The sequence below is a fragment of the Pseudomonas sp. Leaf129 genome (assembly GCF_001423465.1).
GTDB lineage: Bacteria > Pseudomonadota > Gammaproteobacteria > Pseudomonadales > Pseudomonadaceae > Aquipseudomonas > Aquipseudomonas coleopterorum.
In genome coordinates this window covers 1,243,355-1,268,799 of record NZ_LMOC01000001.1, presented here as the reverse complement: position 1 = coordinate 1,268,799, position 25,445 = coordinate 1,243,355, and the positions used below count along the sequence as shown (strand labels likewise).

At 61.1% G+C, this 25,445-nt stretch carries 29 protein-coding genes, 1 tRNA gene and 1 pseudogene; 22 read left to right on the top strand and 9 right to left on the bottom strand.

Annotated elements, in window-relative coordinates:
• The first annotated feature begins 28 nt into the window (after positions 1-28).
• The 7 genes from rpmI to ASF66_RS05460 all read left to right on the top strand — a co-directional run bounded on the left by rpmI (position 29) and on the right by ASF66_RS05460 (position 4,947).
• On the top strand, positions 29-223 hold the full coding sequence (rpmI, locus tag ASF66_RS05490) for a 50S ribosomal protein L35 (protein ID WP_002553160.1): 195 nt from the start codon (positions 29-31) through the stop codon (positions 221-223).
• A 27-nt stretch (positions 224-250) separates the two neighbouring features.
• Positions 251-607 (top strand): 50S ribosomal protein L20, encoded by a 357-nt coding sequence (gene rplT, locus ASF66_RS05485; protein ID WP_043188388.1) that lies wholly within the window; start codon positions 251-253, stop codon positions 605-607.
• Between the two features lie 109 nt (positions 608-716).
• Positions 717-1,733: a phenylalanine--tRNA ligase subunit alpha gene (gene pheS / locus ASF66_RS05480; protein WP_043188391.1), complete on the top strand. Its 1,017-nt coding sequence runs from the start codon at positions 717-719 to the stop codon at positions 1,731-1,733.
• Between the two features lie 27 nt (positions 1,734-1,760).
• Entirely contained in the window at positions 1,761-4,139 is a 2,379-nt protein-coding gene (pheT, locus tag ASF66_RS05475; RefSeq protein ID WP_056843045.1) for a phenylalanine--tRNA ligase subunit beta, read from the top strand.
• Positions 4,140-4,142: 3 nt separating this feature from the next.
• Positions 4,143-4,445, top strand: a complete 303-nt coding sequence (ihfA, locus tag ASF66_RS05470) for an integration host factor subunit alpha (RefSeq protein WP_002553164.1) — start codon at positions 4,143-4,145, stop codon at positions 4,443-4,445.
• Positions 4,426-4,782, top strand: coding sequence for a MerR family transcriptional regulator (locus ASF66_RS05465; RefSeq protein ID WP_056843044.1), 357 nt, complete (start codon positions 4,426-4,428; stop codon positions 4,780-4,782). Before ihfA ends, ASF66_RS05465 begins: the two co-directional genes overlap by 20 nt.
• Before the next feature lie 88 nt (positions 4,783-4,870).
• Positions 4,871-4,947: transfer RNA gene (locus ASF66_RS05460), tRNA-Pro, on the top strand.
• Positions 4,948-5,026: 79 nt separating this feature from the next.
• Here ASF66_RS05460 and ASF66_RS22870 read toward each other — a convergent pair.
• Both ASF66_RS22870 and ASF66_RS05455 read right to left on the bottom strand, forming a co-directional pair.
• A pseudogene (locus ASF66_RS22870) lies at positions 5,027-5,224 on the bottom strand (integrase); the annotation flags it as partial.
• Positions 5,225-5,227: 3 nt separating this feature from the next.
• On the bottom strand, positions 5,228-6,091 hold the full coding sequence (locus tag ASF66_RS05455) for an MBL fold metallo-hydrolase (protein ID WP_056843043.1): 864 nt from the start codon (positions 6,089-6,091) through the stop codon (positions 5,228-5,230).
• A gap of 91 nt (positions 6,092-6,182) precedes the next feature.
• Between ASF66_RS05455 and ASF66_RS05450 the strand changes: the two genes are divergently transcribed.
• The 4 genes from ASF66_RS05450 to ASF66_RS05435 all read left to right on the top strand — a co-directional run bounded on the left by ASF66_RS05450 (position 6,183) and on the right by ASF66_RS05435 (position 9,450).
• Entirely contained in the window at positions 6,183-6,512 is a 330-nt protein-coding gene (locus ASF66_RS05450) for an ArsR/SmtB family transcription factor (RefSeq protein ID WP_049859180.1), read from the top strand.
• Between the two features lie 41 nt (positions 6,513-6,553).
• Entirely contained in the window at positions 6,554-8,119 is a 1,566-nt protein-coding gene (locus ASF66_RS05445; protein WP_082484486.1) for a bifunctional protein tyrosine phosphatase family protein/NAD(P)/FAD-dependent oxidoreductase, read from the top strand.
• Between the two features lie 4 nt (positions 8,120-8,123).
• Positions 8,124-8,921, top strand: a complete 798-nt coding sequence (locus ASF66_RS05440) for a sulfite exporter TauE/SafE family protein (RefSeq protein ID WP_056843042.1) — start codon at positions 8,124-8,126, stop codon at positions 8,919-8,921.
• 184 nt (positions 8,922-9,105) lie between these two features.
• Positions 9,106-9,450, top strand: coding sequence for a DUF1654 domain-containing protein (locus tag ASF66_RS05435; protein ID WP_056843041.1), 345 nt, complete (start codon positions 9,106-9,108; stop codon positions 9,448-9,450).
• Positions 9,451-9,492: 42 nt separating this feature from the next.
• Here ASF66_RS05435 and ASF66_RS05430 read toward each other — a convergent pair whose 3' ends face one another.
• Complete coding sequence (locus tag ASF66_RS05430; protein WP_442962758.1) at positions 9,493-10,353, bottom strand: XRE family transcriptional regulator; 861 nt, start codon at positions 10,351-10,353, stop codon at positions 9,493-9,495.
• 73 nt (positions 10,354-10,426) lie between these two features.
• On the opposite strand from ASF66_RS05430, the gene ASF66_RS05425 reads away from it, so the two are divergent.
• From ASF66_RS05425 to ASF66_RS05415, 3 genes are read left to right on the top strand one after another with little or no spacing between them, the layout of a single operon-like run.
• Positions 10,427-11,182 (top strand): DnaT-like ssDNA-binding domain-containing protein, encoded by a 756-nt coding sequence (locus ASF66_RS05425; RefSeq protein WP_056843040.1) that lies wholly within the window; start codon positions 10,427-10,429, stop codon positions 11,180-11,182.
• Positions 11,179-11,877, top strand: a complete 699-nt coding sequence (locus ASF66_RS05420) for a replication protein P (protein ID WP_056843039.1) — start codon at positions 11,179-11,181, stop codon at positions 11,875-11,877. Before ASF66_RS05425 ends, ASF66_RS05420 begins: the two co-directional genes overlap by 4 nt.
• A 34-nt stretch (positions 11,878-11,911) precedes the next feature.
• Positions 11,912-12,505 (top strand): hypothetical protein, encoded by a 594-nt coding sequence (locus tag ASF66_RS05415; protein ID WP_236707049.1) that lies wholly within the window; start codon positions 11,912-11,914, stop codon positions 12,503-12,505.
• Positions 12,506-12,581: 76 nt separating this feature from the next.
• Here ASF66_RS05415 and ASF66_RS22865 read toward each other — a convergent pair whose 3' ends face one another.
• Positions 12,582-12,890 (bottom strand): hypothetical protein, encoded by a 309-nt coding sequence (locus ASF66_RS22865; RefSeq protein ID WP_056843038.1) that lies wholly within the window; start codon positions 12,888-12,890, stop codon positions 12,582-12,584.
• Here ASF66_RS22865 and ASF66_RS21950 point away from each other — a divergent pair.
• From ASF66_RS21950 to ASF66_RS05390, 5 genes are all read left to right on the top strand, one after another.
• The gene (locus ASF66_RS21950) at positions 12,834-12,971 is read left to right on the top strand and encodes a Com family DNA-binding transcriptional regulator (protein ID WP_236707071.1); all 138 of its coding nucleotides are present in this window, start codon (positions 12,834-12,836) and stop codon (positions 12,969-12,971) included. The two genes, ASF66_RS22865 and ASF66_RS21950, sit on opposite strands and share 57 nt — an antisense overlap.
• Before the next feature lie 6 nt (positions 12,972-12,977).
• Complete coding sequence (locus ASF66_RS05405) at positions 12,978-13,706, top strand: polysaccharide lyase family 7 protein (RefSeq protein ID WP_056843037.1); 729 nt, start codon at positions 12,978-12,980, stop codon at positions 13,704-13,706.
• A gap of 186 nt (positions 13,707-13,892) precedes the next feature.
• Positions 13,893-14,264, top strand: a complete 372-nt coding sequence (locus tag ASF66_RS05400) for a chemotaxis protein (protein ID WP_049859186.1) — start codon at positions 13,893-13,895, stop codon at positions 14,262-14,264.
• An 89-nt stretch (positions 14,265-14,353) separates the two neighbouring features.
• Positions 14,354-14,794: a lysozyme gene (locus tag ASF66_RS05395; protein ID WP_056843036.1), complete on the top strand. Its 441-nt coding sequence runs from the start codon at positions 14,354-14,356 to the stop codon at positions 14,792-14,794.
• Positions 14,794-15,345, top strand: coding sequence for a DUF2514 family protein (locus tag ASF66_RS05390; RefSeq protein WP_056843035.1), 552 nt, complete (start codon positions 14,794-14,796; stop codon positions 15,343-15,345). The genes ASF66_RS05395 and ASF66_RS05390 overlap by 1 nt, the downstream gene beginning before the upstream one ends.
• A gap of 46 nt (positions 15,346-15,391) precedes the next feature.
• On the opposite strand, the gene ASF66_RS05385 is transcribed toward ASF66_RS05390, so the two are convergent.
• From ASF66_RS05385 to ASF66_RS05370, 4 genes are all read right to left on the bottom strand, one after another.
• Positions 15,392-16,273, bottom strand: coding sequence for an alpha/beta fold hydrolase (locus tag ASF66_RS05385; RefSeq protein WP_201782768.1), 882 nt, complete (start codon positions 16,271-16,273; stop codon positions 15,392-15,394).
• Positions 16,274-16,384: 111 nt separating this feature from the next.
• On the bottom strand, positions 16,385-17,176 hold the full coding sequence (locus tag ASF66_RS05380) for a phosphate/phosphite/phosphonate ABC transporter substrate-binding protein (RefSeq protein WP_056843033.1): 792 nt from the start codon (positions 17,174-17,176) through the stop codon (positions 16,385-16,387).
• A gap of 2 nt (positions 17,177-17,178) precedes the next feature.
• Positions 17,179-18,129: a fatty acid desaturase gene (locus ASF66_RS05375; RefSeq protein ID WP_056843032.1), complete on the bottom strand. Its 951-nt coding sequence runs from the start codon at positions 18,127-18,129 to the stop codon at positions 17,179-17,181.
• Positions 18,130-18,260: 131 nt separating this feature from the next.
• Positions 18,261-18,485: a hypothetical protein gene (locus ASF66_RS05370; protein WP_156463136.1), complete on the bottom strand. Its 225-nt coding sequence runs from the start codon at positions 18,483-18,485 to the stop codon at positions 18,261-18,263.
• Between the two features lie 224 nt (positions 18,486-18,709).
• On the opposite strand from ASF66_RS05370, the gene ASF66_RS05365 reads away from it, so the two are divergent.
• A complete protein-coding gene (locus ASF66_RS05365) occupies positions 18,710-19,732 on the top strand; it encodes an aldo/keto reductase (protein WP_177331286.1) in 1,023 nt (340 codons plus the stop codon).
• On the opposite strand, the gene ASF66_RS05360 is transcribed toward ASF66_RS05365, so the two are convergent.
• Positions 19,723-21,315, bottom strand: coding sequence for a putative bifunctional diguanylate cyclase/phosphodiesterase (locus tag ASF66_RS05360; protein ID WP_056843030.1), 1,593 nt, complete (start codon positions 21,313-21,315; stop codon positions 19,723-19,725). The genes ASF66_RS05365 and ASF66_RS05360 overlap by 10 nt on opposite strands.
• A gap of 250 nt (positions 21,316-21,565) precedes the next feature.
• On the opposite strand from ASF66_RS05360, the gene ASF66_RS05355 reads away from it, so the two are divergent.
• Both ASF66_RS05355 and ASF66_RS05350 read left to right on the top strand, forming a co-directional pair.
• The gene (locus ASF66_RS05355; RefSeq protein ID WP_056843029.1) at positions 21,566-23,206 is read left to right on the top strand and encodes a methyl-accepting chemotaxis protein; all 1,641 of its coding nucleotides are present in this window, start codon (positions 21,566-21,568) and stop codon (positions 23,204-23,206) included.
• Positions 23,207-23,340: 134 nt separating this feature from the next.
• A complete protein-coding gene (locus ASF66_RS05350; protein ID WP_442962757.1) occupies positions 23,341-25,425 on the top strand; it encodes a TonB-dependent siderophore receptor in 2,085 nt (694 codons plus the stop codon).
• Positions 25,426-25,445 lie beyond the last annotated feature (20 nt).

The window sequence follows — 25,445 nt, the reverse complement described above, 5'->3', positions numbered from 1 at the left end:
TTATCAATTGAATGTGGAGTACCCGAACATGCCAAAGATGAAAACCAAGAGTGGTGCGGCGAAGCGGTTTTTGAAAACCGCCAACGGCATCAAGCACAAGCACGCTTTCAAGAGCCACATCCTGACCAAAATGTCGACCAAGCGTAAGCGTCAACTGCGCGGTAGCAGCTTGCTGCACCCGTCTGACGTGGCAAAAGTCGAGCGCATGCTGCGCCTTCGTTAATTTCGGTCAAAGATAGAGGACTAACTCATGGCTCGTGTTAAGCGTGGCGTCATTGCCCGTAAGCGTCACAAGAAAATTCTGAAACTGGCTAAAGGCTACTACGGCGCTCGTTCGCGCGTATTCCGTGTAGCCAAGCAAGCGGTCATCAAGGCAGGCCAATACGCCTACCGCGACCGTCGTCAGAAAAAACGTCAGTTCCGCGCCCTGTGGATCGCTCGTATCAACGCTGGTGCTCGTGTCAACGGTCTGTCCTACAGCCGTTTCATCGCCGGCCTGAAAAAAGCGTCCATCGAGATCGACCGCAAGGTTCTGGCTGATCTGGCAGTGAACGAAAAAGCGGCGTTTGCTGCGATTGTCGAGAAAGCTAAAGCCTCGCTGGCCTAAGTACCCCGACAATCACCTTGGCCCGCCGTCGGCGGGTTGGGGTGTTAAACGTCATGAATAGGGGAAGAGCCTTCAAGCTCTTCCCCTATTTCGTATCTGGAGTCTGTACATGGAAAACCTGGATGCGCTGGTCTCTCAAGCTTTGGAGGCCGTGCAACACGCTGAAGACATCAATGCCCTGGAGCAGATCCGGGTTCAATTCCTTGGCAAGAAAGGCGAACTGACTCAGGTGATGAAGACCCTGGGCAACCTGCCTGCCGATGAGCGTCCTAAAGTGGGTGCGCTGATCAACGAAGCCAAGGAGCGTGTCACAGATGTCCTCAATGCGCGCAAGGCGGCTTTCGAAGAAGCCGAGCTGAGCGCCAAGCTCGCTGCCGAGCAGATCGACGTGACCCTGCCTGGCCGTGGCCAGACAACTGGCGGCCTGCATCCGGTCACCCGGACGCTGGAGCGGATCGAGCAGTTTTTCACCCATATCGGCTACGGCATCGCCGAAGGTCCCGAGGTGGAAGACGACTATCACAACTTCGAAGCGCTCAACATCCCAGGCCATCACCCGGCCCGTGCGATGCATGACACCTTCTATTTCAATGCCAACATGTTGCTGCGTACCCACACCTCTCCGGTGCAGGCGCGGACCATGGAGTCGCAACAGCCGCCGATTCGGGTCGTCTGCCCGGGCCGGGTCTATCGTTGCGACTCGGATATCACCCACTCGCCGATGTTCCATCAGGTCGAGGGGTTGCTGATCGACCGCGACATCAACTTCGCGGACTTGAAAGGCACCATCGAGGAATTCCTGCGGGTGTTCTTCGAAAAAGAGCTGGCGGTTCGTTTCCGCCCTTCGTTCTTCCCCTTCACCGAACCTTCGGCTGAAGTCGATATTCAATGCGTGATGTGCAGCGGCAAGGGCTGCCGGGTCTGCAAGCAGACCGGTTGGCTGGAAGTGCTTGGCTGCGGCATGGTGCACCCCAACGTGCTGCGCATGTCGGGTATCGACCCCGAAGAGTTCCAGGGTTTCGCTTTCGGCATGGGCGCGGAGCGTCTCGCCATGCTGCGTTACGGCGTCAATGATTTGCGCCTGTTCTTCGACAACGACTTGCGGTTCCTCGCGCAATTTCGCTAGCCGTAACGAATCTTTCAGGAGAGCAGGATGAAATTCAGTGAACAATGGCTGCGTGGCTGGGTAAGCCCGCAGGCTTCGCGAGACGAGCTGGTTGCGCGTCTGTCGATGGCAGGTCTGGAAGTGGACAGCGTAACCCTGGCCGCAGGTGAGTTCAGCGGTGTGGTGGTGGGCGAGGTGCTGGCCACCGAGCAGCACCCGGACGCCGACAAGCTGCGCGTGTGCCAGGTCAGCGATGGCAATGAAACATTTCAGGTGGTCTGCGGTGCGCCGAACGTGCGCCCCGGCCTGAAGATTCCATTCGCCAAGATCGGTGCGCAGTTGCCGGGCGATTTCAAGATCAAGAAAGCCAAGCTGCGCGGCGTCGAGTCCAACGGCATGCTGTGCTCGCAGTCCGAGCTGCAGGTTGGCGAAGGTAATGACGGCTTGATGGAGCTGCCAGCCGATGCGCCGACCGGCGAGGATTTTCGGGTGTACCTGGGGCTGGACGATGCCAGCATCGAGGTCGACCTGACCCCCAACCGTGGTGACTGCCTGTCCCTGGCAGGTCTGGCCCGTGAAGTGGGTGCGCTGTATGCCGCGCCGGTCACTCGCCCGGTCATCGCCGCCGTTGCTCCGGTCAACGACGACGTGCGCCCGGTGGAAGTGCTTGCGCCGGCAGCTTGCCCGCGTTTTCTCGGCCGTGTAGTGCGCAATGTGGATCTGTCAAGGGCCACTCCGCTGTGGATGGTCGAGCGCCTGCGTCGCAGCGAAGTGCGCAGCATCGATGCCGCGGTGGACATCACCAACTACGTGATGATCGAGCTGGGCCAGCCGATGCATGCTTACGACCTGGCCGAAATCGACGGCGGCATCCGGGTACGCATGGCCGAGGAGGGCGAGAAAATCACCCTGCTCGACGGTCAGGAAGTCGCTCTGCGCAGCGACACTCTGGTCATTGCCGACCACGCTCGTCTGCTGGGCATCGCTGGCGTCATGGGCGGCGAGAACAGTGGCGTGACCGCCAAGACCCGCGATGTGTTTCTCGAGGCGGCGTTCTTCGAACCGATCTCGGTGGCAGGCAAGGCGCGTTCGTATGGGCTGCACACCGACGCTTCCCATCGCTTCGAACGTGGTGTCGATTCGAACCTCGCCCGTGAAGCCATGGAGCGCGCGACCGCGTTGCTGCTGGACATCGCCGGCGGCGAACCGGGCCCGATCATCGAAAGCGTCAGCCCGGAACACCTGCCACAGATCGCCCCGATCACCTTGCGTGCCGAGCGGGTCAGCCAGATGCTGGGGCTGGAGCTGGGCAGCAGCGAGATCGAAGCGCTGCTGACCGGTTTGGGTCTGGGCGTCAAGGCCAGTGGGGAAGGGCAGTGGTCGGTGGAAGTGCCGAGTCATCGCTTCGACATCAGCCTGGAAGTCGATCTGATCGAGGAGCTGGCTCGGCTCTACGGCTACAACCGTCTGCCGGTACGCTACCCACAGGCGCGTCTGGCGCCGCAGGCCAGCCCGGAAGCTCGCTCCGACCTGCCTGCTTTGCGTCGCCTGCTGGTCGCCCGTGGCTATCAGGAAGCGATCACCTACAGTTTCATCGATCCCAAGCTGTTCGAGCTGTTCAGCCCTGGCGTCGAGCCGCTGCTGCTCGCCAACCCGATCTCGACCGACATGGCAGCGATGCGCTCGTCCTTGTGGCCAGGTCTGGTCAAGGCCCTGCAGCACAACCTCAACCGCCAGCAGGACCGCGTGCGCCTGTTCGAAAGCGGCCTGCGCTTCGTTGGCCAACTGGAGGGTTTGAAGCAGGAGCCCATGCTGGCTGGCGTCGTCTGCGGCAGTCGCCTGCCCGAAGGCTGGGCCCAGGGCCGCGAAACCGTGGACTTCTTCGACGTCAAGGCTGATGTGGAGGCCGTGCTGGGCTTCGCCGGTGCGCTGGACGCCTTCACCTTCGTTCCGGGTCAGCACCCGGCGCTGCATCCAGGCCAGACCGCCCGTATCGAACGCGATGGTCAGGAAGTAGGCTACCTGGGTGCCTTGCATCCGGAGCTGGTGAAGTCGTTGGGTCTGGACCGCGCCGTCTTCGTGTTCGAGCTGGTGCTTGCCGAAGTTTCCGAAGGTTGCCTGCCGAAATTCCAGGAGCTGTCGCGTTTCCCCGAAGTGCGTCGTGACCTGGCATTGCTGGCCGATCGTGATGTGGCTGCCAGTGCAGTAATGGAGGTCATTCGCGAGAACGCCGGGGAATGGCTCACCGACCTCAGGTTGTTTGACGTCTACCAGGGTAAAGGCATTGATCCTCATAGAAAAAGCCTCGCTGTTGGCTTGACCTGGCAGCATCCATCGCGCACTCTTAACGACGATGAGGTGAATACCACGACACAAGCCATCCTCACCTCGCTCGAACAAAGGTTGAACGCCACGTTAAGGAAGTAGCGCATGGGGGCTTTGACGAAAGCTGAAATGGCGGAACGTCTTTATGAAGAGTTGGGCCTGAACAAGCGGGAGGCCAAGGAATTGGTCGAGCTGTTCTTCGAAGAAATCAGGCACGCTCTTGAAGACAACGAGCAGGTCAAATTGTCGGGTTTCGGCAATTTCGACCTTCGGGACAAACGCCAGCGGCCTGGCCGCAATCCGAAAACCGGTGAAGAAATCCCGATCACGGCTCGCCGCGTGGTCACCTTTCGTCCAGGGCAGAAACTGAAAGCCCGAGTTGAGGCCTATGCTGGAACCAAGTCATAACGACGAACTTCCGCCCATTCCCGGCAAGCGCTACTTCACCATCGGTGAAGTCAGCGACTTGTGTGCCGTCAAGCCTCATGTGCTGCGGTACTGGGAGCAGGAATTTCCTCAGCTCAACCCCGTCAAGCGTCGCGGAAACCGTCGGTATTACCAGCGCCAGGACGTGCTGATGATCCGCCAGATCCGCGCGCTGCTGTATGACAAGGGTTTCACCATCGGCGGTGCGCGTCTGCGTCTGTCCGGTGACGAAGCCAAGGATGACACCACGCAGTACAAGCAATTGATTCGCCAGACGATCTCCGAGCTCGAAGATGTCTTGAGTGTCCTGAAGAAGTGAATTTTTGAAAAAAATACTTCCATAATTCAAATGCTTAAGGTATATTTCTCGACGTTCTCAGAGGTTCTGGAACAGCTTTACGCTCGGTCGGGGCGTAGCGCAGCCCGGTAGCGCACTTGCATGGGGTGCAAGGGGTCGAGTGTTCGAATCACTCCGTCCCGACCATTTATTCCTGAGTAAAATCAGACAATTAAGCCACTTTCTGAAAGTGGCTTTTTTGTGCCTGCGTAAAACATGCGCAAAACTATCTCGCAATACCGCTGATATCCAAGTCTGCTTGGACCTCCGACCAGACCACGTCCGCATGGTTTATCTTGTAAGTGCGCGTCATCTCTTCGCTGGCGTGGCCGGCGATCTTTTGTCCGTCCTTTCCGGCACGCTTTTACAGGTGCAGCAACAGGGCGCGGATCTCATGAAAGCCTGGCGCTTCCTCTTCCTTCCATTTTCAAAACCTGTTCACCGGAATCTTCAAGCTGCACAAACCGCTTTCATCCGCAGGCGGAAGATTCCCGGCCCGGATGTTCACCTGTATCGCCGGCAACAACAGCGCAGGAACCGACAGACTGGCATCACGCGCTGTGCGCATGCGCACGAACGACGCCAGATCCGACGCGTCGCTGACGTGGATGTTCTTCTTCCGCTGCTCGGCCACGGTGGTTGTCCAGCACGCCTCTCTGCCAGCGGGAGGGTAGTCGTGGCACATGTACAGTCGGGTGTGTAGGGGCAGGCTCAGCAGGCGTTTGATCGATCCGTACATTTGTTCGGCATCCCCGCCCGGAAAGTCGCATCGGGCGGTGCCCACATCAGGCATGAACAGCGTATCGCCGACGAAGACATGTGAGTCGTCGACCTGATAGGCGATGTCCGCCGGCGTGTGTCCAGGTACATGCAGAACTTTCACCAGGATCGCGCCGATGTGAAACGTCTCGTCCGCTTCGAACAGCCTGTCGAACTGCGAACCATCGGGCAGGAAGCTGGGTTCGAGGTTGTAGATGTCGCGAAACACTTTCTGCACCGCAGTGATCTGCGCACCGATGCCGATCTGGCCGCCGAGTGCATCCCTGAGGTAGGCACTGGCAGAGAGGTGATCCGCATGCGCGTGGGTTTCCAGCAGCCACTGCACCTGCAGCCGGTGCTCGTTCACGAACGCGATGATACGGTCTGCGTTGTCGGTGTGGATGCGTCCGGCCTTGGCATCGTAATCCAGCACCGGGTCCACAATCGCGCAAGGTCCTCCCGGGGCCTCGAAAACGACATAGCTCACGGTTGCCGTGGCGGTGTCGTAGAAACCTTCGATCTGCGCGGCCATTGGCAGCCTCCTTCAATGCACGTCATTACACTATATTGAAAGATATACTATCCAATCGTAGACTGTCGATCTTCCACCGTCGGGGCTTGCCATGTCTGCTCAATTGTCTGCCGAGGAAATCGGTCTGCTGCGCGATTCAGCCTCCAAGGCGTGTGCCTTGCTCAAGGCATTGGCCAACGAGGACCGTCTGTTGTTGCTGTGCCAACTGACGCAGGGCGAGCGCAACGTGGGAGAACTGGAGGCATTGTCCGGGATCAGGCAGCCGACGTTGTCGCAGCAGTTGGGCGTGCTGCGTGACGAGGGCATGGTCAACACGCGCAGGATGGGTAAGTACATCTACTACTCGTTGGCCAGCTTCGAAGTGGTCTCGTTGATGCAGACGCTGTCGGGCCTGTACTGCGGCCAGGCGCTCAAGAAGTAAGCCTCTGCACCCTCACACAGCGTACATGCCTGGAGTTTGCAATGGAGCAAGTGGTAAAGCGTATAGATGCAGGGTTCTCGGTGGCGGGCCAGCTCGAACCGGGTGATCTGCCGCAGGTGCGGGTCCAAGGCTTCGCCAGCGTGATCTGCAATCGTCCGGATCAAGAGGGTGGGGCGGAGCAACCCGATCATCTGGCCATGGAGCGCGCGGCCGCCGCCTCAGGGTTGGAGTTTCACTATCTGCCTGTGGCCAGCTCTGGTGCCACCGATGCGCAGGGTCAAGCGCTGAAGGCACTGCTGGGCCGACTGCCCAAGCCCATTCTTGCCTACTGCCGTACCGGCAATCGATCCGCCAGACTTTACGAGCTGGCAACCAAGGGCAGCCCTGAAACCCGGCAGTACGAGGTCGTGATCATGGGCGGTGGTTCTGCCGGCATCGCTGCCGCGGCCAGTCTGCTCAAGCGGGATTCATCGCTACGCGTTGCGATCGTCGAGCCCGCCAGCGAGCATTACTACCAACCCGCCTGGACGCTCGTGGGCGGGGGCGCCTACAACATCGATGACACCCTGCGTCCAATGGCCGGCGTCATTCCCCAAGGCGCACACTGGATCAAGGCGTCGGTATCGGCCTTCGCGCCCGGCCGTCAGCGTGTGTTGCTCAGCGATGGTACCGAGCTGGGTTACCAGCAGCTCATCGTCTGCCCCGGCCTGCAGCTGGCCTGGGAGAAAATCGAGGGTCTCGAAGACACGCTTGGCAAGCATGGGGTGACGTCGAACTACCGACACGACCTTGCGCCCTACACCTGGGAACTGGTGCGCGCTCTGCGCAGCGGGAACGTCTTGTTCAGCCAGCCGGCGATGCCGATCAAATGCGCAGGCGCACCGCAGAAGGCGATGTATCTGTCCTGCGATCATTGGCGCAAGGCGGGCGTGCTGAAGTCGATTTCCGTGGAATTCAACCTGGCGGGGCCTGCGTTGTTCGGGGTTGCCACATTCGTCGCCCCGCTGATGAAGTACGTCGAAGCGTACGGCGCAGCACTGGTTTTCCAGTCCAATCTGGTCAAGGTCGACGGTCCCGGCAAAACCGCCTGGTTCGATGTCACGGACGCGCACGGCAATGTGACCCGTGTGCAGAAGCCTTTCGATGTCCTGCACGTCGTGCCACCCCAGCAAGCGCCGGATGTGATTCGTCGCAGCGAACTGGCCGACAAGGCAGGCTGGTTCGAGGTCGACTCGGCGACCTTGCAGCATCCGCGCTATCCGGAAATCTTCGCCGCAGGCGATGTCTGCGGCACCAGCAACGCTAAGACCGCTGCGGCAGCCCGCAAGCAGGTCGTGGTGGTTGCGGAGAATCTCATGGCACTGCGCAAAGGCCTTGAACCGCCTCGTCGTTACGACGGCTACGGTTCGTGTCCACTCACTGTCGAGAAGGGCAAGGTCATATTGGCCGAGTTCGGCTATGGCGGGAAACTGCTGCCGACGTTTCCCATGGACCCGACCATCCCGCGCCGGTCGGCGTGGTTCCTCAAGGCGCGATTGCTGCCATGGTTCTATTGGAACGGCATGCTCAAGGGGCGCGAGTGGTTCACCGACTGCGCCTCGAAGTGAGCGGATGCTGACTTTCCTGCTGGGGGCCTGCGTGGGCCTGGTGCTGGGGCTTACCGGCGCAGGTGGTGGCATCCTGGCGATTCCGGCGCTGACCCTGGGGCTGGGTTGGTCGGTGACCCAGGCCACCCCCGTCGCCTTGCTCGCGGTGGGCAGCGCGGCGCTGATCGGCGCGATGCAGGGGCTGCGCCAAGGCCTGGTGCGCTACAAGGCGGCAGCCACCATGGCCGCCGTAGGCTGGTTGGTTGCGCCGCTGGGACTTTACGTCGCCGCGCGGATCCCTGGCACGGCGCTGATGATCTTGTTCGCCGCAGTCATGCTGGTGGTGGCTTGTCGAATGTACCTGCAGGCCAGGGCTGACAACGAAGCGCAAGGCACGCTGCAGCGCAACTGCATGCTCGATCCCGCCACGGGCCGACTCGACTGGAATGCCCGCTGCCTGGCCACCCTGGCCTCGATCGGCGCAGCGTCGGGATTTCTGACCGGCCTGCTGGGCGTGGGGGGAGGGTTTCTCATCGTCCCCGCCTTTCGAAAGTTCAGCGATGTGCGCATGCACGGTGTGGTCGCCACCTCGTTGATGGTCGTCACGCTGGTCTCGCTGGGCACTCTGGGCCATCTGTTCAGCCAGGGTATGACGTTTTCCTCGGCAGGCGCTTTGTTCACTGCGGCAGCACTGGTTGGAATGATTGGCGGTCGCCTTGCGGCACCGAACCTGCCTGCACGGCTTTTGCAGCAAATGTTTTCTGTGCTCTGCGTCTGCGTGAGCCTGCTGATGCTGGGCAAGGCTTTCTTTGCCATTGGATGAGCGGTCGAGACAGTCAATGCTGCAGTGCTGTCCGAAGGATGCCGCTTGTGCGGGCATGCGCCGGTGCATCATCCGACCTCTGCATGCTTGAAGGAAAAATCCCACAACGCAGGGTTCCCATTTCCCGCAGCCCTCGTTATGCTTCCGCCTACTACTGGATATGCATACAGCTTCAGGGGGCGGTATGGTGGGGCACGTGGAGGCGGCGCACGAGGAGCGCCAAGGATTGACAGGGATGGAGCGCCTGAGCTTGCGCGTGTCCGAAATGATCAATCATCCGATCGCCCAACTTCAGCGATGGGTGACTATTGCCAGGCTGGACAGCGATGGCGACAGGGAGTGGCACGAGGTGCTGGGCATACTGGCCGATACCGACGAACTGGAGTTGTCGCACAATGATGACGGCAGCGTAACGGTCCGGTGGGAGGAGCCCGAGAAGAAAGGCAGGCCGGGCGTGGATGAATGGGAGCAGGATAGCCAGGTGGAAACGGATCCCTGGGCCTCCGACTCCAGATCGGCGCCATTCTGAATGTACAGATAGCGCCTGCCCTTATTGAGCTTCAGTCGCACGTCAAACGGGCTGCCCATTCCACACGTACAACACCCGGGCCAGGATGTGCGTATCGTCTATGCGGATTTCTTCCGGGTCGTGACGCTCGTTGTCCGAGATCATCTTGAACCGATCTTTGCCTTTCTTCTGAAGACGCTTCACGTAGAGCATCTCATCGTGGGAGAAAAGGTAGATGCCGTCGCCGGTGAACTCGCGAATGGTCACATCTACCAGCAGGGGATCGCGATCCTTGATCGTCGGCGCCATCGACTGGCCCCAGCCGGTGATCATCTTCAGGTGGAAGTGCTCCTTGAACCTGACCCCCATTTCGCGAAGGTGCTGCGGGCTGACCCTGATGTCTTGGAGCATTTCCGGGTATTCATGGGGGATCTGCCCGCCACCCATGGCGGCGCGCACGTCGTAATGGGCAATCCACACTTCATCCCCGACCTGGCCAGGGCGCGAGAAATCGACCGTGATAACGTTGTCTCCGTGCTCGGCAGTGGCAAGAATCCTTTGCTTCAAGCCTTCCGGCAGCTTGGAAGCGCGCGCCAGCATGTCCTTCACCAGCGCGATGGCCGAAGCCGGCTCGGCCTGTGCTGCCGAGTCCTGGGTCGCGGCAGCATCCAGTGGCGCATAGCCTCTCAATTGATCGGTGCTGATCCGAAAGTGATCGGCGATCGGCCGCACCTGGGTGTCGGTCGGGTTCTTGATTCCCCTGGGGCCGTTGGGCTTGAGTATTCGCGAGATCGTGGGCTGACCGACCTTCGTCAGGGCTGAAAGCCTGGCCTGGTTCAGTCCTTCGCGAGCCATCAGCTCGGCCAGGATTTTATCGATAGTTTTATGCATGAGTGCAATCGTCGCTTCAAGCGGTGCATACATCAAGGATGCACTCTGTTTACATATATGCACCAGTGCATTATTGTGTGCATATATTTACAGGGAGGCTCAGCAAATGGCCCGTATCCGCACCGTCAAACCCGAGTTCTGGTCTAGCGAGCAGGTCATGTCCTGCCGCCCATTGGCCCGTCTGCTGTTCATTGGTCTTTGGAATTTCTGCGACGACGGCGGCAACCATCCGCTGTCACCCAGGACGATCAAGGCGCTTGTGTTTCCCGGCGACGACATGACCAGCGATGAGGTCGGCGAACTGTTGGACGAGCTGGAAGGCGCCCAGCTGACGCGTCGCTACACCGCCGAGGGCAAGCAGTACTTGCATGTCATGGGCTGGAAGCACCAGAAGATCGAGAAAAAGAACTTCAGGCATCCGCCTTTTCCGGCGGCGCTCTACAACGAGTCGTCGAGCGATCGCCGACCGCTCGACGCCGGAAGGGAAGGGAATGGAACAGGACAAGATCAACACAACCCACTCGGCGCGGGCGTTGAAAATCTGCCTGAATCAGTTGATCCCACAGCGGCTTGCCAGATGAGCCTCGAGTGGAAGCCCGACCCGCGCTTGCTCGCCGCCTTCGCCAAACGCATGGGCCTGGCTGAGGCGCTGTTCACGCATGAGGCCATCGGTGCGTTCGTCTGCCACTACGCCGCCTCTGGCCGTTTCGAGACGCAGCTGGCCTGGGTGAGTCTGCTGGTGAAGTGGATCAAGCGCGATGCGGCCACCGGCGCGAGCGTCCATCCGTTCCCATTGCGCAAAGCCAGCGAGCCTGATTTCGATGACACCTCGTGGGCCGAAGGGCTGATGGTGAAGGCATGAAATCCGTGAATCAATTGCTGGCATCCGCTCACAATCTGCCTGCGGTCGAGACGGTCGAGGCTGTGCCGGTTTCGGCGGAAACCACCGCGGTCGTCAATGCACTGTTTCGCAAGCTGCGCGGGATCTTCCCGGCCTGGCGCCAGGCGTGGCCATCGACTGAGGCGCTGAACGCGGCGAAGGAAGAGTGGATCCAGGGGTTCGCGGTGCAGGGTATCCGTTCGCTGGAGCAGATCGAGTTCGGTATCCAGAACTGCCGCAAGGCGCAGAAGCCGTTCGCACCGAGCGTGGGTGAGTTCATCGCCATGTGCAGGCCAGGCCCCGAATGCCTGGGCATGCCCTCGGCGATGGAAGCTTGGATCGAAGTGCTGATGGGCACTTATAGCCATGAGGGCGTCCATCTGGCGGCCAGGGCCACCGGCTTGTTCGATCTGCGTGGGGCCAGGCCGGACGACAAGGGTCTGCGCCAGCGCTTCGACCGCCACTATGCGGTCATCCTGCTGCGCGCGCAGGCGGGCCGCCCCATGGAAGCCGTGATCCAGATTGACCAGGAGCGGCGCAAGACCGAGCTGCAGCGTGCTGATGAACACGCCGATCGTCAGGTGCAGGCGCGGATGATTCAGCAGGGTATTCCAGCGGACGGTGCTCAGGCCCGCGAGCTGCTGATGGCGACATTGGGCAAGCGGAGCATTTCGTGATGACTGACTGCGGCGAATTCAAGGAGAGAACAGCATGATGCAACTCAACACCGCCCGGGCAGCCTGGCACGACGCTTTCTATACCCCATGGGACCGCCAAGGTGCGCACTTCGAACAGATCGGCCGTCTGGGCTGCTCGGTGCAAAAGACCGCGAAATCGATCAACAGCCGGCACGCGATGCACCAGTCGATCTCTGCGCGGATCCAGCAGGCGATCGCAACACTGCCAGGTTATCTGCAGGCCTTTGGCAACCATCTGTACAGTCCGCTCAGCGATATCGATGAGCAAGAAGAGGCGCAGGAGCGCGTGCTGCACATCGCTTACGCCGCCGGCCCGAAGATGACGGCGCGCAAGTTGGAGAAGGCACGGTATGTGGCTCAAGTGGTGCTGTTGCGCTACAAGCGTCTGAACCAGGGCGGGCAGGGGGAGGGGATCGACCCTCTACCAACAGTGGAGAAGATGCGCGAGTACATTCTGGAAACTTCAGGGGTGCGGCTGGTGGGTGATCAGTGGGCCAGGGACTGGGGAAGTTTCGTCGATCGCTGTTTCGATGCCTGCAGCCAACTGGATAAGGCCGCGTTGGCGCCCGTTGCAAAAACAATCGCTGCCATGAAAGAAGTTGCTTGATCTTTTGTCGGCGCTCAGGCATCATTTTCCCATCTTGAGCATTTCGTCTTCAGAACTCTGCTCAAAGAAAACAATTTTAAACACCCGACCCAGCGTCGGGTTTTTTTATGCCTGACAGAAACGCGAAGGCCCCGAACATTTCGGGGCCTTCGCGTTTCTGCACGTTGCAAAAACGAAAGGTCGCTTTCGCGGGTGATGCAACTCGCAAGGCACCCGCCTGCCCGTTCGCTACGTTTTTACGCCCAACAGCGAGCGTGACCGAAATAGAAGGAATCAGCAGATGTTGAAAGATTGCCGATGCGGTAAATGCAAACGACTGCTTGCCCGCATGGGCGAGTTCATTGAGCTCCAGATCAAATGTACCCGCTGCGGGACGTTGAATCATGTGAAGGCCACGAGCCTCGAGCGATCGCCTTTGAGCGACACGAAAGCGGAATTCTCCGCATCAAACTCAACCCAAAGGTGACTTCACATGGCAACTTCCCCAATCGATCTTCACTGGTCCCTGACCACCCCAGAAGCTGACGGCGACTCGGCCAAGACCTACACGCCCTCGCAAGTAGCGACTATCACCGGCAACAAGTACTTCGAGATCACCGACAGCTACCTGCGGTTCACGGCGCCGGTCAATGGTTTCACCACCGCACGATCCACCAAGACCCGTAGCGAGTTCCGGGAATACAAGCCCGGCACCAATCAGGAGTGGAACTGGGAAGCTACCGGCGGCACCCATGCCATGGGTGCTTCGCTGGTCGTGAACAGTGTTCCCGACAAGGTAGGCACGCGAGAAGGCTCGGTGTATATCGGCCAGATCCATGTCGACAATGGCGAGAGTCCGCTTTTCAAATTCACCTACGAAAAAGAGCGCGCGCCTGCGACGACATACAAGGTGGTGGCCTCCTTCCGTGCAGATCCTGACAAGGATCCTGTCAACAGTGATCTGTTCAAAGGCATCGCGAAGGGCGCCCGGATCCAGTACTACGTCAAAGTCAGTTCGACCGGGAAACTCACTGCTTATGTTCAGGTGGGCGAGGTGCGCGAGAACTTTGCCGGGGATCTGGCGTTGTGGCTGCAACAGAGCACGGCGCCGCTGTTCTACTTTAAGGCCGGTGTCTACAACAACTCCACTGCTACCAGCACCGTGGAGGACGCCAACCAATCCGAAGCGCTGTTTTATAAACTGACCACTACTCACGCCTGACGGCCTTGGAGGTCGCGGATGCTGCTGCCATAACGGCGAGCATCCGCGACATCCCTGCGCAACAGCAAGCGTCACACCCTATTTCAGCGAGGCCGGGAGACAACGTGTCTCGACCGGCTCGCAACCCCATCAAACGCTTTATTGCAAAGAGCGTTTGTATCCCGCTTCAAACTTACCGGAGCACTTATGGACCCTAACGACCTTGGCCCGGGCACAGCCGCGTGGCTGGGCGGGACGGGCACCGTATTGCTGGGCGGATTTCTCTGGCTGCGCAAGTTCCTGTCCAGGGATGCCACCGACAGGGCAATGGACAAAGCCGATATCGATACCGTCCGCCGACTGACGGAATTGCTCGACGCCGAACGCATGGCCCGCAGGGAATCCGACGCCCGCGCCGATCAATTCGCCAAGGAGCGCAATGCACTTGCCGCTGCCGTGGGCCGCATGGAAGGCAAGATAGAGGCCCTCACCGGGCAGGTCGCCCAGCTCACGGACAAGGTCACCACGCAAAGTGCCGAGATCGCTCGACTGCGATCACAGCTCGGTGGCTCGGTTTGATAGACACAAGCGCAATGGCGCGTATCGCACCTCACCCCTCACATCTCCCATCCCGCCGCGTGCGGGCTTTTTTTCGTCTGGAGGAACACATGAAGACATCCGCAAAAGGCATCGCTTTGATCAAGTCCGCTGAGGGTTTGAGACTCGAAGCGTACCCGGACCCTGGCACTGGCGGGCCGCCCTGGACGATCGGATATGGCAGTACATTGGGCGTTACCCCTGACAGTGTCATCACCGAGGCCCAGGCTGAGCGAATGCTGGGCGAGGATCTCGTTCGATTCGAGCGGGCTGTGGAGCGGCGGGTGATCGTGCCACTCGACCAAGGGCAATTCGATGCACTGGTGTCCTTCACCTACAACGTCGGCGAAGCCAGCTTTGCCGAATCGACACTGCTGCATCGGTTGAATGCGGGCGATACCGCTGGCGCGGCCGAGCAGTTCAGCCGGTGGGTGAGCGCTGGCGGGAAGGTCCTGCCTGGCTTGGTCAAGCGTCGCGCGGCCGAGCGCGCGCTGTTTCTGGGCATCACGTGATGTCAGGGGTAGCGCAAGTCCGACTCGTCATCGTGCTGGGGCTGGGCGCCACCGCGCTGTATGGCGCCTACCGCCATGGGGTGACGGTCACCCATGCTGCCAGAGACGCACAGTGGGCGCAGGCCGTAGCCGCCCAGCAGGTGGAACAGGTGCGCGCCGTCCAGGCTGCTCGCGACCATGAGCAACGCTTACAACGCGAAGCCAATCAGGTAGGAATCGATGCAAGAAAGGAAAACGCTGCTGCCCATGCCGATGCTGTTGGTCTCGATGCTTCTGCTGACCGCTTGCGCATCCAGGCCGGAAAGCTTGCCGCCAACGCTGGTACCTGCGCCAGCACTGCCGGCGCTGCCGACCGAGGCCCGTCAGCCGCCCGCGCCGCCCTGGTGCTCTCCCAATTGCTCGAGCGCGCTGATGCGCGAGCGGGAGACTTGGCGAAGGCTTATGACCGCGCCCGAATAGCCGGTCAGCCGTGCGAGCATGCTTATGATGTGATCAGCGGGGAGCGCGGCGGTCGAGCCCATGATGGCGCTGCTGCGCACGCTGATGAGTGAAGGCACTCCTGGCGCCAGCTGCCGGGTGCGCAGAACGGTCAGTCCTTCAAATCCCCACCAGGCTCAACACCGCCCGAGCGAATTCATCCGGTGCCTCCTGCGGAACATTGTGGCCCACGCCTTCGAGAATCGTCCGACGAACAGGGCCGCCGAATCGACGTAGCGCCTGCTGCTCATCCTGAACCGGAGTGACACCGTCGCTGGCACCCGCCAGGATGACGGTCGGCACGGTGATGACGGGTTGCTTGGCCAGCCTCTGTTCGATAGCCGCGTAGTGCGGATCGCCGTCGACCAGTCCGAAGCGATGGCGATAGGAGTGCGTGACCACGTCGACGAAGTCGGGGGTGTGGAACGACTGCGCCGAGGCCGAAAACACCTCATCGGTGAATCCCCAGGTCGGCGACCATAGGTGCCACAGCAGCTTGCAGAAGGCATCCCGATTGGCTTCAAGGCCGGCGCAGCCACGGGCGCTGTGCAGGTAGTACTGATACCACAAGCGATGTTCGGCTTCCGGGGCGGCGGGGCGGGTCGCATGGGCAATGTCCTGGATGTTGTAGCCCGGCTCGCAACTGACCAGTCCCGCGACGCGCTCGGGCCATAGGGCGGACACCACACATGCGGCGCGGCCGCCCCAGTCGTAGCCGGCAAGTACAGCCTGTGGAATGTTCAAAGCATCCAACAATGCCAGCAGGTCCGCCCCCAAGGCCGCCTGCTCACCCGAGCGAGGCGTGTTGGCAGCGATGAACTGCGTGCCGCCGTATCCGCGCAGGTAGGGGACGATGCATCGGCAACCGGCAGCGGTGATCCGTTCGGCCACCGCGTCGTAGGCGCGGATGTCGTACGGGAAGCCATGCAACAGCACGACCGCGGGCCCATCGGCTGGGCCAAGGTCCCGGTAGGCGACGTTGAGCACGCCTGCTTGAATCATTTTCACTGGCTCATTCTCCTGTGGGTGATGAGGCTGTGACAACGGCGGGACCAGCGCATTACCGTCCAGAATAGCGATGCAGGCACGAAGTCAGCGCCACGGCGAGGATGCTCACCACAGTCCCTGCTGGGTGATCGCCAGCCGAGCTGCTTCCCGGTACCCCAGCAATACGTTGTAATCCTCCAGTGCGGTTTCCTCGACCGTCACGATGCCCAGCACCTCAGCCACCTCGGGTAGATTGGCCAAGGCGGCGTTCATCGCCGCTCGGATCGATTCCGGCTCCGGCCCTTGAAAGCCGGTGATGAACGGCAGGGTCGGCGCATTGGCGGTACGGGCCAGCACGCGCACGCCCGCCACCTCGCTCGGTGCATGCCGAGCCAGGTAGGCGAACGTCACGCTGTCGACGGCGGCCAGGTCGGCTTGATCCAGGGCGACGTGAGCGATGCTTTGGCGGTGGCTGCCGGTCGCTTCGAGACGCTTGAAGAATCGACCGTCGCGCACATGGGGAGTGAGCGCGTGACGCAACAGGTTCATGCCGCTGTTGGAGTCGATGCTGTTGTAGGCGCCGCGGCAATCGAAGAACTCGGGGAGGGTCTGCCTGGGGTCATCATGACGGACGATCAACAGGCTGCAGTGCTGTCCAGCTGATGCATCGGGTAACGTGAAACAGGGTCGGCCCACCACGCGCACTTGTTTCCTGAGCTCTGTGACCAGCGGGAAACCGCAGGTTTGCGCGAGCACCAATTGCGGATGCAGCCAGAGCTCGTGCAGGGAACCCTGCCAGTTGTCCCGTCGTTGAATGCCCAGCAACTGCAGGGTTTCTTCCAGCCAGCGCTGGTAGGCGCTCCCGACCGCGGTGGGTGCGGGGTACATCGACAGTTCGGCGATCACTTCACGACTCATGTTCAGGCGCTGGCGCTGGCGCTGCGCGGGTGCAGGGGGCTGTCCACAGGGCGTACCGCATAGTTGCGGAACAGTTCGCTGTAGCCATTGACCAGAAAATGCCCACTGCGTTGCAGCCAGTCGGCCCGCCGCTCGCGGTGGACCCGGGGCAGGTAGTACCAAGGCAACCCCGGCAGGTCATGATGGACCAGGTGCAGATTGAGATTGAGGAACAGCCAGCGCCACGGCCAGCCCGCTTCGTTGAGCACCGAACGCTGCTCGGGGGCATCGGCGGGACGATGTTCGTAATAGGAACGGACCATGGACAACGCAAGTGCAAGCACGCTGGCCAGCAGGTAGTCGATCACCGGCACGCCGTGACGGGTGATGAACCAGAACAGTACCGCCACGCACGCCAGGTGGGTCGTCCACATCAGCCAGGCCTGCCTGTCACCGCGCACCAGTCGATTGCACTGCTCTCTGGCCAGCCCGGCCAGCGCCAGCGCCGGGCCCACGCTCAGACGACCGAGCAGGGTCTTGTTCAGCCAGTGCAGCGCTCGCCCCAGCCCGGCGCTGCCCGACCAGGCCTGGGCATCGAGGTAGCGGCTTTCGGGATCGTGCTGCGGCACGGTGATGGTTTCATCACGGTGATGGGCCAGATGGCTGTCGCGATACAGCGTGTAGGGATACCAGATGGCCAGCGGCGCGTAGCCCAGCAACTTGTTCACGGCGCGCCAGCGCGTGGGATGCCCGTGGAGCAGTTCATGCTGCAGCGACATCCACAGCGTGATGAGGGGGATCAACAGCAGCAGGGTCAGCACACGCCCGATGGAGGGGCTCAGCGTGACAACAACCCACCAGCCGCCGGTGATGCCCAACAGCAACAGCCACGTAGGCCACTCGCTGCGCGCGGTCCAGGTGGCCTGCAATTGCAGGATGGAGTGTCGGTGATGGGCATCCAGATAGTTAGGCATAAGAAGTCACGCAACTGCTGATCGTTATGGGATCGACAGTAGCACTGACGCTTATGTCTGGATAATCACCAAAGGCTCTCTAAAAAGAACTGAATGGAATAAATGACAGCTGCAAATGATACGCGCCAGAACTACGCGGCTTTGCCCATTCTCAATGCTGCACCTTTCAAGTCCTGGATCGACAGTGCCAGGGCACCTGCCTGGTTTTCGATCAGCAACACGTCATCGATCAGATGGTCGATGTTTCGGCTGCGCAGGAAGAGGGCATGTCCGCTGAGCATCTGATACAGCAGCTCCAACTGGAGTGCGGCATCTTGCACGTCGGCTTGCATTTCCTTGAGGTGGGTGGCGGCCACGAGATGCTCCATAGGCTCTATCGTTATTTTGGCGTCCTGGCCAATCGATGAGCACGTCGTTCTGTTAGGGGTATGACCAGTCTATCGGCCATGCCTGGCTGAACTTCAATAGTATTTGTCGATGTTGGCGATAGGCTCCGAGCTTGATGGATCGCGTGGGATAGGCCAGCATCGAGGAACCGAGCCATAGCGATGGCTGTTTCCGTGAATGGAGAAATGTACCTGTGAGTGACATCAGATACCGCCGCCTGGGCCGTCATGGTCTTCAGGTTTCCGAAATCACCCTGGGCACCATGATGTTCGGCGGCCAGACCGACGACGCCACTGCCAAGCGCATCGTCGACGACGCCTTGGAGCAAGGCATCAACGCTATCGACACGGCGAACAACTACAACGACGGTGCCTCGGAAATCACAGTGGGCAAGCTGATCGCCGGCCAGCGTTCGCGCTGGGTGCTGTCGAGCAAGTTCGTCAATCCCAACCCCGGTGTCCTGGGGCCGAACGGGCGTGGGGCATCGCGGCACAGTGTGGTCGAGTCGGTGGAAGGCAGCCTGCGCCGGTTGCAGACTGACTATCTGGATCTGTATTACGTGCACCGCGAAGACCCGTTCACCCCCGTGGAGGAAACGGTGCGTGCCTTGGCCGATCTGATACGTGCCGGCAAGATTCGGGGTTACGGGTTGTCGAACCACAGCAGCTGGAAGCTTGCCGAATTCTGCCGTGTGGCAGACCTGCTGAACGTCGAGCGGCCCACCGTCAGCCAGCCGTTGTACAACCTGGCCAATCGGCAGATCGAGAGCGAGCATCTGCCGGCGGCCGAGCATTACGGCATCGGTGTGGTTTCCTATAGCCCGTTGGCGCGCGGCGTGCTGACCGCCAAGTACGAGCCCGGAGCCGAGCCCGGCAGCGACACGCGGGCAGGGCGCAGCGATCCGCGATTGCACCAGACCGAATGGCGTCCCGAGTCGCTCGACCTGGCCCAGCGAATCAAGGATCACGCCCAGGCGCGGGGCATCACGTCCGGGCAGTTCGCCTTGGCGTGGGTGCTGAACAATCGGTTGATCAGCTCGACGATTGCCGGCCCGCGTACCGAGGAACAATGGCGGGACTATGTGCCAGCGTTGCAGTACCGGTTCACCGAAGAAGACGAGGCGTTCGTCGATGGCCTGGTCGTGGCAGGCCATAGTTCGACGCCGGGGTACACCGACCCCAGCTATCCGGTAACGGGTCGCCGCGTTCAGTTCTGAGCCACGATGCAGGCGATCGAAGGCCCATGAACGGCAGTCGCTATCGTGCTGCCTGCCTGCGGATACCCATAGAGGTAGCCTTGGGCATAGTGGCAGCCGTTTTCCGCCAGCCATTTGGGCAGGTAGGGTTGGTGGAAATCCTCGATGCCCTCGGCCGTCACCTTCATGTTCAGGCTGCGTGCCATCCCCAGGATGGCCTCGACCATGGGCAGATGGTCGACGTTTCCGGCTTCGAAAAAGGAACGGTCTATCTTGATCTTGTCGATCGACAGCCGCGTCAGATGGTACAGGCCCGAGTAACCAATGCCGAAGTCATCCAGGGCAACGCTGATACCCTGCCCGTGAAGTTTGCTGAGGTTGCGCTGTGCGGCTTCCAGATTACCGACCAGTGCCTCTTCGGTGATTTCGACCTCGAATCGCTGGAACGGGAAGTTTTCTTGTCTGAGTTGATCGAAGAGATGATCCGGAAACAGTTCGTCGGTGATCATCGTGGCACTCACGTTCAGCGACAGATGCAGATGGTCATCCCAGCGACCGGCCGCCCGACAGGCCTGCCTGACCAGCGAGCGCGTCATCGCCGGGATCAGCCCCAGGCGCTCCAGGATCGGTATGAAATCCCCGGGCATGCCAGTGCTGCCATCGGGCTTGAGCCACCGCGCGAGGATTTCGAACCCCACCACCTGCTGCGAGGGCAGGGTGACGATGGGTTGAAAGAACGGCACGATTTCCTCTCGGTCCACGGCGTTCCTGAGGGCCAGATCCAGATCGGCTTGAGCGCGCATTTGCCGTTCGTATCGGTTGTCGTAGAAATTGAAGGTCGATCGCCCGGCGTGTTTTCCACGGTACATGGCGGTGTCCGCGCAATGCAGCAGGGACGAGGCTTCCTTGGCGTCCATCCATGAACGGGAAATGCCGATAGTCGCGCCCAGGCGCCCGCACAGGGTGGCTTCCAGTACCGGCTCGCTCAGCCAGCGCACCGTCAGCTCGGCAATTTCGCTGAGTTCGCTTTCTTCCCGGTGGCCCTGGAACATCAGGCAGAACTCGTCCCCGCCCAGGCGCGCGGCGGTGCCCGCGTGGATTGCGGCAATGCCCTGCAGTCGATGAGCGATCTCGACCAACACGCTGTCTCCTGCCGAGTGACCGTGTTGATCGTTGATGGCTTTGAAATGATCCAGATCGATCAACAAGATGGCCACCGGCCGCCGCTCAGCGAGCTCCTTATGCAGGATGTCCATGAACACGCGCCGATTGATCAGACCACTCAGGGCATCGTATTTGGCCAAGGTTTCGGTCTGCGCCTGGATGATCTGCAGGCGCCGATAGCTCGATTGCGTATTGACCACCAGGCGCTTGAGCACAACGGTGGGGAGGATCAGGGACAGCATCGAAAAGCCCGAGGCCGTCAAGACGAAGCGCCAGCGTTCGGCGTCTTCGAAATCGCCGTCGTAGGGCAGTTTCAGCCAATGCATGACGGACGCTTCGAGGTGGAATTCCCAGAGCATGGAAAGACCCACCACGGTGAGCAGACTGAGCAGCAGAAGCGTGGGCAGGCGGCACGGATTTCGGCGGTGTAGATCGGTCATGATGGCCTCGCAGGGCCAGGTGGAGGATGAAGTGATGTCAGAAAGCCATTATTCCATAAGTGTTCCTGCCGCTGATCGGCATTCGTGTGCATTTGGTCGCCGTAAACCTGACCGGGTGTGTGCGATGGGCTAAGCGACGAACGTCATTCAAGCTTCGATGGTGCGCGCCGATAGACCGCTCATAACGCCCATGACCTTATGCAAGGCGCCGACTCCGCGGCGCTTTCGGTCAACCTGACAGGATTTCCGTATGACGTGGCTGCGCGATGCAAAGTTATCTTCCAAACTGATCGCGGCCTTCGGGTTATGTGCGCTCATCACCCTGGGCGTCGGCCTGCTGGGCAGTCGAGGCGTCAGCCAGTTGTCGGACAGTCTCAAACTGGTGTTCTCCAACAATCTGGTCTCGGTTTCCAAGACGGCCGAAGCCAAGAGCAAAGCGATTGCCCAGCTCAAGGATCTCTACGCCCTGATAGCCGCCCACGCGGAAAACGATGCGCAGAGCGTCAAGGACACCATCCGCCAGGCCATGGCTACCAACCAGGCCGACAGCGAGAAGGCCTTCGCGATCTATCGCAAGACGCCGCTGGCGGACGACGAGCGTGCCGCTGGCGACCAGATGGAACGCGACTGGCCGATCTATCAGGCGCAGATCCAGAAAGTGCTGACCGTTCTCGATTCCGGCAACGTCCAGGGAGCGCGCGCGCTCATGTCCGGCGAGATCCAGCAGGCTTATCGTACGGTCATGGACGAGTTGACCATCATGGTCGAGTCCAACAACCGGCAGATCGGCGAGGGCGCACGTGATGCCGAAGAGCAGGAACAGGCGGCAATCACCGTGCTGTACATCGGCATCGCCCTGGCATTCCTGGCTGCCCTGGCACTCGGGCTGTTCATCAGCCGCTTGATCAGCCGCCCCATCGCCACGGCAGTGGCCAGCGCCCAGTTGATCGCCAAGGGTGACCTGACCCACACCATCGGCAGCGCGGCGCGCGACGAGACCGGGCAGTTGCTCACGGCGCTGGGCGAGATGCAGGAAGGCCTCAAGGCGACCATTCACCAGATCGCCGACGCTTCGAACCAGCTCGCTTCGGCTGCGGAAGAACTGAATGCGGTCACCGAAGACGGCAGTCGCGGGCTGCTGCGCCAGAACGACGAGATTCAGCAGGCCGCCACGGCCGTTACCGAGATGACTTCGGCGGTGGAAGAAGTCGCGCGCAATGCCATTTCCACCTCCGAAGCTTCGAAGACCGCCAGCAGCCAGGCCACCGACGGCCTGGCGCAGGCGCGCAACGCCGTGGATGCGGTGAACAACGCCACGGTCGAGATCCAGTCGTCGACCACCATCGTCGAAGACCTAGCGGTTCAGGTGCGCGATATCGGCAAGGTGCTCGATGTGATCCGCGGGATCGCCGAGCAGACCAACCTGTTGGCCCTCAACGCGGCCATCGAAGCGGCCCGTGCCGGCGAGCAGGGACGCGGTTTTGCCGTGGTTGCCGACGAAGTCCGGGCCTTGGCGGCACGGACCCAGTCTTCGACGGGCGAGATCGAAAGCATGATCGGGGCGGTACGTTCGCGTGCGGATCAGGCCGTGGCCGCCATGGGCAAGAGTCAGGGGCTGGTGGGCGATACCCAGGTGCTGGCCAAGGCCACCGGCGAGGCGTTGCAATCCATCGCCACCGGGATCGCGCAGATCAATGACCGCAACCTGGTGATCGCCAGCGCCTGCGAAGAGCAGGCCCATGTGGCCCGTGAAGTGGACCGGAACCTGATCAACATTCAGGACCTGTCCACGCAGACCGCGGCTGGTGCCCATCAGACCAGCGCATCGACCCAGGATCTGTCGCGCCTGGCCACCTCGTTCAACGATCTGGTGAGCCGCTTCCGTCTGTAAAATGTTCGAAATGGTTCAACGGGCTCGGCAAATGATCACGGTAACCCGTACAATACAGATGGGACGCATTCGCGTCTTTCATCCAGTACGGAGTTACATGCGTGGTCAAGTCGTTGAATCGGGCCCCTTCGTGGGTGCTGTTGTGCTCAGTCCTGCCTGGCCTGGCCATTGCAGCCACAGAGTTGCCTTCCAGTGTCATCCAGGCCACCGGCGAAGCTGACGGCGCCGACAGCTACACCCAGGCCCGTGGGGAAACGGCGAGCAAGAGCGCCACGCAGAATCGCGACGAAGCGCAAACCGTCAATGCGGTCACCGCCAGGACGCTGGACGACTACCAGGTCAAGGATCTCAACGACGCCATGCGCTTCGTTAGCGGCGTCACCCAGACCAACACCCTGGGCGGCACCAAGGATGCGCTGATCAAGCGCGGCTTCGGCAGCAACGATGACAACTCAATCCTGCGCGACGGTATTCGCTCGGCCATCGGCCGCAATCTGGGCGCGACCACTGACCATGTCGAGGTGCTCAAGGGGCCGGCGTCGCTGATGTATGGCGCACTGGAACCGGGCGGGGTCATCAACGTCGTCAGCAAGCAGCCCCAGTTCACCCGCAGCACGACCCTCAGCGCCTCGGGTTTCAGCGAGGGCGGCGGTTCGCTGTCGGTGGACACCACCGGCCCGCTGGGCGATACCGATCTGGCCTACCGACTGGTGGCCGAGCGCAGTCATGAGGATTACTGGCGCAATTACGGAACCGACGAACATACGCTGATCGCGCCGTCGATTACCTGGGTCGGCGAGCGCGCCAGCGCCTCGCTGGCCTACACCTACAACGACTATGCCAGTCCCTTCGATCGCGGCACCGTGTTCGTCGGCGGGCGGCCGGCCGACATCAGCTACCGTGACCGCCTCGACGAGCGCTGGGCCAAGACAGTCGGCATCAGCCAGAGCACCACCGCCAAGTTCGAGTACCAATTGAGCGATGCCTGGCGCAGCCGCCTGACCTACGGCTGGACCGAGGACCGTTACAGCCTCGCCATCGCCCAGCCCAATACCCTCAACGGCAACACGCTGCGACGCATCGCCAACGGCGGCCATTACGACTATGAAAGCCGCTATACCGCGCTGGATCTGATCGGCGATCAGCAGCTGTTCGGCCAGCGCCACGAAATCGTGGTGGGCGTGGACAACGAGTCGCTGGACAAATACCGCGGCAAGACCTACCGCAACGCCAACACCGCCGCCGGCAACATCGACATCCGCAACCCCGTTTATGGCCGTCTGGCCGAACCGACCACGGTCAGTGCGGCGCAGAGCAATGCCGAGAACAACCTGGTCACCACCTCGCTGTACTTCAAGGACAACTGGCACTTGAACGACCGTTGGATCCTGGTGTTCGGTGGCCGTCAGGCGCATTGGGACCAGTACAGCGACCAGGGTCTGGGCCGCTCGTACGCACCCGGTGCGGACTCCAATGGCGATGAATTCATTCCGTTCGGCGGGATCGTCTACCAGCCCAGCGAAACGGTGGCGCTGTATGCCAACTACAGCCGTTCCTTCGTGCCCAACGATGCCGACGACGCGGGCAACAGCTTCAAGCCGACCGAGGGTCGCAGCTATGAGGCGGGGATCAAGTACACCCCGACCGCGGCGCTGAACGTGAACCTGGCGGTCTATGACATCGAGAAGAAGAACCTGGTCAACAGCGTGCTGCAGAGCAATGGCGACAGCCTCGACGAAGCCGTCGGTAAAGCCCGCTCACGGGGTATCGAGCTGGATGTGACCGGCGAGATCGCGCAGAACTGGAGCATGATCGGCACCTACGCTTACAGCCATACCGAAGTGCTGAAGAACGCCGAAGCACCCGAGCAGGAGGGCAATCGTCTGCCCAATGCACCGATGCACACGGCCAGCCTGTACCTGACCCACCATCTGGCCTTGCCGGCGCAGACCGGTCAGTGGCATGTAGGCGCTGGTGCGCGTTACGTGGGCGAGCGGCCGGGTGACAACGCCAATAGCTTCTGGATGGACAGCTACACCTTGGCAGACGCCTTCGTACGGTGGGATCTGCCGACTCAGGGCTACGAGACGCGTCTGCAGTTGAACATCGACAACCTGTTCAACAAGGAGTACTACCCGGCCACTACCGGCAGCAGCACCCTGCAGGTGGAAGAGGGTGCGCTGCGCACGGCGCGGCTCACGGCCAGCGTGAAGTTCTGAAGGACGCCTTCCGGATAATT

What these genes read in the sequence shown, in the direction of transcription:
- ASF66_RS05445 (WP_082484486.1), top strand. Translation starts at nt 6,554, where the DNA reads ATGGAGCAAGTGGTAAAGCGTATAGATGCAGGGTTCTCGGTGGCGGGC.
- ASF66_RS05355 (WP_056843029.1), top strand. Translation starts at nt 21,566, where the DNA reads ATGACGTGGCTGCGCGATGCAAAGTTATCTTCCAAACTGATCGCGGCC.
- rplT (WP_043188388.1), top strand. Translation starts at nt 251, where the DNA reads ATGGCTCGTGTTAAGCGTGGCGTCATTGCCCGTAAGCGTCACAAGAAA.
- ASF66_RS21950 (WP_236707071.1), top strand. Translation starts at nt 12,834, where the DNA reads ATGGGCGAGTTCATTGAGCTCCAGATCAAATGTACCCGCTGCGGGACG.
- ASF66_RS05380 (WP_056843033.1), bottom strand. Translation starts at nt 17,176, where the DNA reads ATGAGTCGTGAAGTGATCGCCGAACTGTCGATGTACCCCGCACCCACC.
- ASF66_RS05455 (WP_056843043.1), bottom strand. Translation starts at nt 6,091, where the DNA reads ATGGCCGCGCAGATCGAAGGTTTCTACGACACCGCCACGGCAACCGTG.
- ASF66_RS05395 (WP_056843036.1), top strand. Translation starts at nt 14,354, where the DNA reads ATGAAGACATCCGCAAAAGGCATCGCTTTGATCAAGTCCGCTGAGGGT.
- ASF66_RS05430 (WP_442962758.1), bottom strand. Translation starts at nt 10,353, where the DNA reads ATGTATGCACCGCTTGAAGCGACGATTGCACTCATGCATAAAACTATC.
- rpmI (WP_002553160.1), top strand. Translation starts at nt 29, where the DNA reads ATGCCAAAGATGAAAACCAAGAGTGGTGCGGCGAAGCGGTTTTTGAAA.
- ASF66_RS05400 (WP_049859186.1), top strand. Translation starts at nt 13,893, where the DNA reads ATGGACCCTAACGACCTTGGCCCGGGCACAGCCGCGTGGCTGGGCGGG.
- ASF66_RS05425 (WP_056843040.1), top strand. Translation starts at nt 10,427, where the DNA reads ATGGCCCGTATCCGCACCGTCAAACCCGAGTTCTGGTCTAGCGAGCAG.
- ASF66_RS05420 (WP_056843039.1), top strand. Translation starts at nt 11,179, where the DNA reads ATGAAATCCGTGAATCAATTGCTGGCATCCGCTCACAATCTGCCTGCG.
- ASF66_RS05360 (WP_056843030.1), bottom strand. Translation starts at nt 21,315, where the DNA reads ATGACCGATCTACACCGCCGAAATCCGTGCCGCCTGCCCACGCTTCTG.
- pheT (WP_056843045.1), top strand. Translation starts at nt 1,761, where the DNA reads ATGAAATTCAGTGAACAATGGCTGCGTGGCTGGGTAAGCCCGCAGGCT.
- ASF66_RS05465 (WP_056843044.1), top strand. Translation starts at nt 4,426, where the DNA reads ATGCTGGAACCAAGTCATAACGACGAACTTCCGCCCATTCCCGGCAAG.
- ASF66_RS05375 (WP_056843032.1), bottom strand. Translation starts at nt 18,129, where the DNA reads ATGCCTAACTATCTGGATGCCCATCACCGACACTCCATCCTGCAATTG.
- ASF66_RS22865 (WP_056843038.1), bottom strand. Translation starts at nt 12,890, where the DNA reads ATGATTCAACGTCCCGCAGCGGGTACATTTGATCTGGAGCTCAATGAA.
- ASF66_RS05390 (WP_056843035.1), top strand. Translation starts at nt 14,794, where the DNA reads ATGTCAGGGGTAGCGCAAGTCCGACTCGTCATCGTGCTGGGGCTGGGC.
- ASF66_RS05405 (WP_056843037.1), top strand. Translation starts at nt 12,978, where the DNA reads ATGGCAACTTCCCCAATCGATCTTCACTGGTCCCTGACCACCCCAGAA.
- pheS (WP_043188391.1), top strand. Translation starts at nt 717, where the DNA reads ATGGAAAACCTGGATGCGCTGGTCTCTCAAGCTTTGGAGGCCGTGCAA.
- ASF66_RS05415 (WP_236707049.1), top strand. Translation starts at nt 11,912, where the DNA reads ATGATGCAACTCAACACCGCCCGGGCAGCCTGGCACGACGCTTTCTAT.
- ASF66_RS05450 (WP_049859180.1), top strand. Translation starts at nt 6,183, where the DNA reads ATGTCTGCTCAATTGTCTGCCGAGGAAATCGGTCTGCTGCGCGATTCA.
- ihfA (WP_002553164.1), top strand. Translation starts at nt 4,143, where the DNA reads ATGGGGGCTTTGACGAAAGCTGAAATGGCGGAACGTCTTTATGAAGAG.
- ASF66_RS05385 (WP_201782768.1), bottom strand. Translation starts at nt 16,273, where the DNA reads ATGATTCAAGCAGGCGTGCTCAACGTCGCCTACCGGGACCTTGGCCCA.
- ASF66_RS05440 (WP_056843042.1), top strand. Translation starts at nt 8,124, where the DNA reads ATGCTGACTTTCCTGCTGGGGGCCTGCGTGGGCCTGGTGCTGGGGCTT.
- ASF66_RS05435 (WP_056843041.1), top strand. Translation starts at nt 9,106, where the DNA reads ATGGTGGGGCACGTGGAGGCGGCGCACGAGGAGCGCCAAGGATTGACA.